This window comes from Acidocella sp. MX-AZ02 (genome assembly GCF_000306035.1).
In the GTDB taxonomy this organism is placed as follows: Bacteria; Pseudomonadota; Alphaproteobacteria; order Acetobacterales; family Acetobacteraceae; genus Acidocella; species Acidocella facilis.
The window spans coordinates 727,173-730,178 of the sequence record NZ_JH976207.1; the positions used below are offsets into that span (position 1 = coordinate 727,173).

2 protein-coding genes are annotated in these 3,006 nt (G+C 69.1%); both read left to right on the top strand.

Annotation, left to right across the window (positions count from 1 at the left end; translation table 11 throughout):
• Nucleotides 1-1,342: ABC transporter ATP-binding protein/permease (locus tag MXAZACID_RS03600; RefSeq protein WP_008492717.1), on the top strand; the 1,342-nt coding region annotated here is incomplete at its 5' end.
• A complete protein-coding gene (gene cydC / locus MXAZACID_RS03605; protein WP_008492718.1) occupies nucleotides 1,339-2,967 on the top strand; it encodes a thiol reductant ABC exporter subunit CydC in 1,629 nt (542 codons plus the stop codon). The genes MXAZACID_RS03600 and cydC, both read left to right, overlap by 4 nt.
• The last annotated feature ends 39 nt before the right edge of the window (nucleotides 2,968-3,006 follow it).

Below are 3,006 nucleotides of genomic sequence, written 5' to 3' on the forward strand. Positions count from 1 at the left end.
GGCCGAGCTGGCTGCCAGCGCGGTGGACCGGGTGGAGGCGATGGACGGGTTTCACGCCCGCTGGGTGCCCGCCACCGGCATGGCGATCATCGGGCCGGGGCTGATCGGGCTGGTGGCGCTGCTGCTGGATTGGCGCAGCGGGCTGATCCTCATCCTCGCCGGGCTGTTCGTGCCCTTTGCCATGGCGGTGGCGGGGATCGGTGCGGGCATCGCCGCGAAGAAGCAGTTTCTGGCGATGACCCGGCTGCAGGTGCGCTTCATGGACCGCATTCGCGGCATTTCCACGATCGTGCTGGCCGGGCGCAGCGAGGATGAGGCGCGGGCTTTGGCCGGTGCGGCGCGGGAGTTGCGGGAGCGCACCATGCGGGTGCTGCGGGTCGCCTTCCTGTCCTCCACGGCGCTGGATCTGGCGGCGGCGGCGGCTTTGATTTTGATCGTGGTGCGGTTCGCCCCGGCCTTGCACGGCGCACATGAGCTGGCGCCGACTGCTCTGTTCCTGGTGCTGCTGGTGCCGGAGTTTTTCGCGCCTCTGCGCGCGTTCTCGGCGGTTTATGGCGACCGCATGGCGGTGGAGGCGGTGGCCGAGGAGCTGTCCGCTTTGCCGGATGCCCCGGCCCCGGTGCCGCCGGTCGATATACGCTCCGTCGCCGCGCAGGGGGTCACGCTGGCCTTCGAGCATGTCACCTATGGCTGGGACCCGGCGCGGCCGGTGGTTGAGGATCTCTCCTTCAAGGTCGGGCGCGGCGAGATGCTGCTGCTCACCGGCGCCTCGGGCACCGGCAAATCCACCATCATCGACCTGATCCTGGGCTTTCTGGCGCCGCAGGGCGGGCGCATCACCATCAATGGCGCGGTGCTGGAGGATCTGGTGCCGGCGGCGCGCACCCGGATGCTGGGCTGGATCGGCCAGAAGCCGGTGATTTTCGCCGGCACGATCGAGGAGAATATCCGCTTCGCCAACCCCGCCGCGAGCGAGGATGAGCTGAAGGATGCCATCCGCAACGCGCATCTGGAGGAGCTGGTGGCGGCACTGCCGCAAGGTGTGCGCACGCCGTTGGGCGAGGGCGGGTTCGGTGTTTCCGGCGGGCAGGCGCAGCGCATCGCCATCGCCCGCGCCTTTCTGAAGGATGCCCCCTTGCTGCTGCTGGATGAGCCGACCTCGCATCTCGACCCCGCCGTGGAGCGCGATATTCTGGAAAGCCTGAAGCATCTCGCCGCCGGGCGTACCGTGGTGCTGGCCACCCATTCCACCCAGGCGCTGGATCTCGCCAAGACCATCGGTGCCAAGCGGGTGGATCTCGATGCCTTGCGCTATGCCAGCTGGCGGGGGGCGCAGGCATGAGCCCGCTGTCGCGCGTCACCGGCCTCTGGCTGCGTCATCCGGGCTGGCTGGCGCTGGCCGTGCTGCTGGCGCTGGCGGCGCTGCTGGCGGCGATCACCATGATGGGCCTCTCCGGCCATGCGCTGGCGCTGGCCATTGCCGGCTTTGCGCTGACGGTGCCGGCTTTGCTCTCCTGGATGGGCGTGGCGCGGGTGCTGTTGCGCTATGGCGAGCGTGTGGTCGGGCATGAGGCGATTTTCCGGGCGCTGGGGGATTTGCGGATCTGGCTGTTTCGCGGGCTGGCGCGCAGCGCCGCCGGCGGGCTGGGGCTGCGCCGCTCGGGCGATGCGCTCTCCCGGCTGGTGAATGATGTCGACACGCTGGACGGGCTGTTCCTGCGGATTTTCGTGCCGCTGCTGAGCGCTGTGGTGCTGCTGCCGGTGCTGGGCTGGGTGCTGTGGGCCGAGCATGGGCTGGCGGTGCTGGCGCTGCTGCCCTTTGCCGTCGTGGCTTTTTATCTGCCCTGGCGCGCGGCGCGGGCGGCGCAGGCCAATGCGGCCAAGGCCGGGCTGGCGATGGCCGGCTTGCGCACTGCCGCCCTGGATGCGCTGCATGGTTTGCGGGAAGTGAAAATCTTCGCCGCCGAGGGCCGCATGCTGGCCGAGGTGCAGGCGCGCGAGGCGCAGCTTCTGGCCGCGCAGCGCGAGCTGGTGGGGGAGGGGGCGCGGCTGAACGCCATCGCTTTCATCGCCGCCCAGGCCGGCATTCTGCTGGCGATCATTCTCGGGTTTTTCGGCCTGCCGATCGAGGCGGTGGCCGCGGTGCTGGTGCTGACGGCTGGCTTTGAGTCGGTGATCGGCCTGCCGCGCGCCGGGCTGCTCTACGGCCAGGCAAAGATGGCGGCGGTTCGGGTGGTGCAGGCGGCGGATGCGCCAGCACCGGTGCCCGAGCCGGCAATGCCGATGGCGATGCCGAGGCGCAACGCCATCGCCTTCGAGCATGTGAGCTTCCGCTACGGCGCGGACCGGCCCTTCGTGTTCGAAAACCTCTCTCTGCAGCTGCCGGAGGGCTCGCGTACGGCGATTCTGGGGCCGTCAGGGGCGGGGAAATCGACCATCGCGGCGCTGATCCTGAAATTGATCAAGCCGGTCTCGGGTCAGATCCGTTTTGGCGGGGTGGATATCGCGCAATTGCCGGCGGAGGCGCTGCGCCAGCGCATCGCTTATCTGGGCCAGACCACGCATCTATTTGCCGACAGCATCCGCAATAATCTGCTGCTGGGCGATCCGGCGGCGGACGAGGCGCGGCTCTGGGCGGCGCTTGAGGCGGCGCAGGTGGCGGATGTGGTGCGGGCGCTGCCCGAGGGGCTGGAGAGCTGGCTGGGCGAGGGCGGGACGACGCTCTCGGGCGGGCAGGGGCGGCGTTTGGCGCTGGCCCGCACGCTGCTGATGGACGCGCCGATCATTCTGCTGGACGAGCCCTGCGCCGGGCTGGATGCGGCGACCGAGCAGGAATTCTTCCGGGTGTTCAATGCCGCGACGGAGGGCCGCACCGTGCTGCTGATCCTGCATCGTCTGACCGGGGTGGAGCATCTGGACCGGATCTGGCGCTTTACCGGCGGTACGCTGGTGGCGGCGGCTGGGTAAAGTGTTGTTATAAAAATTACAAAAGTTTTTTGGCGCCGC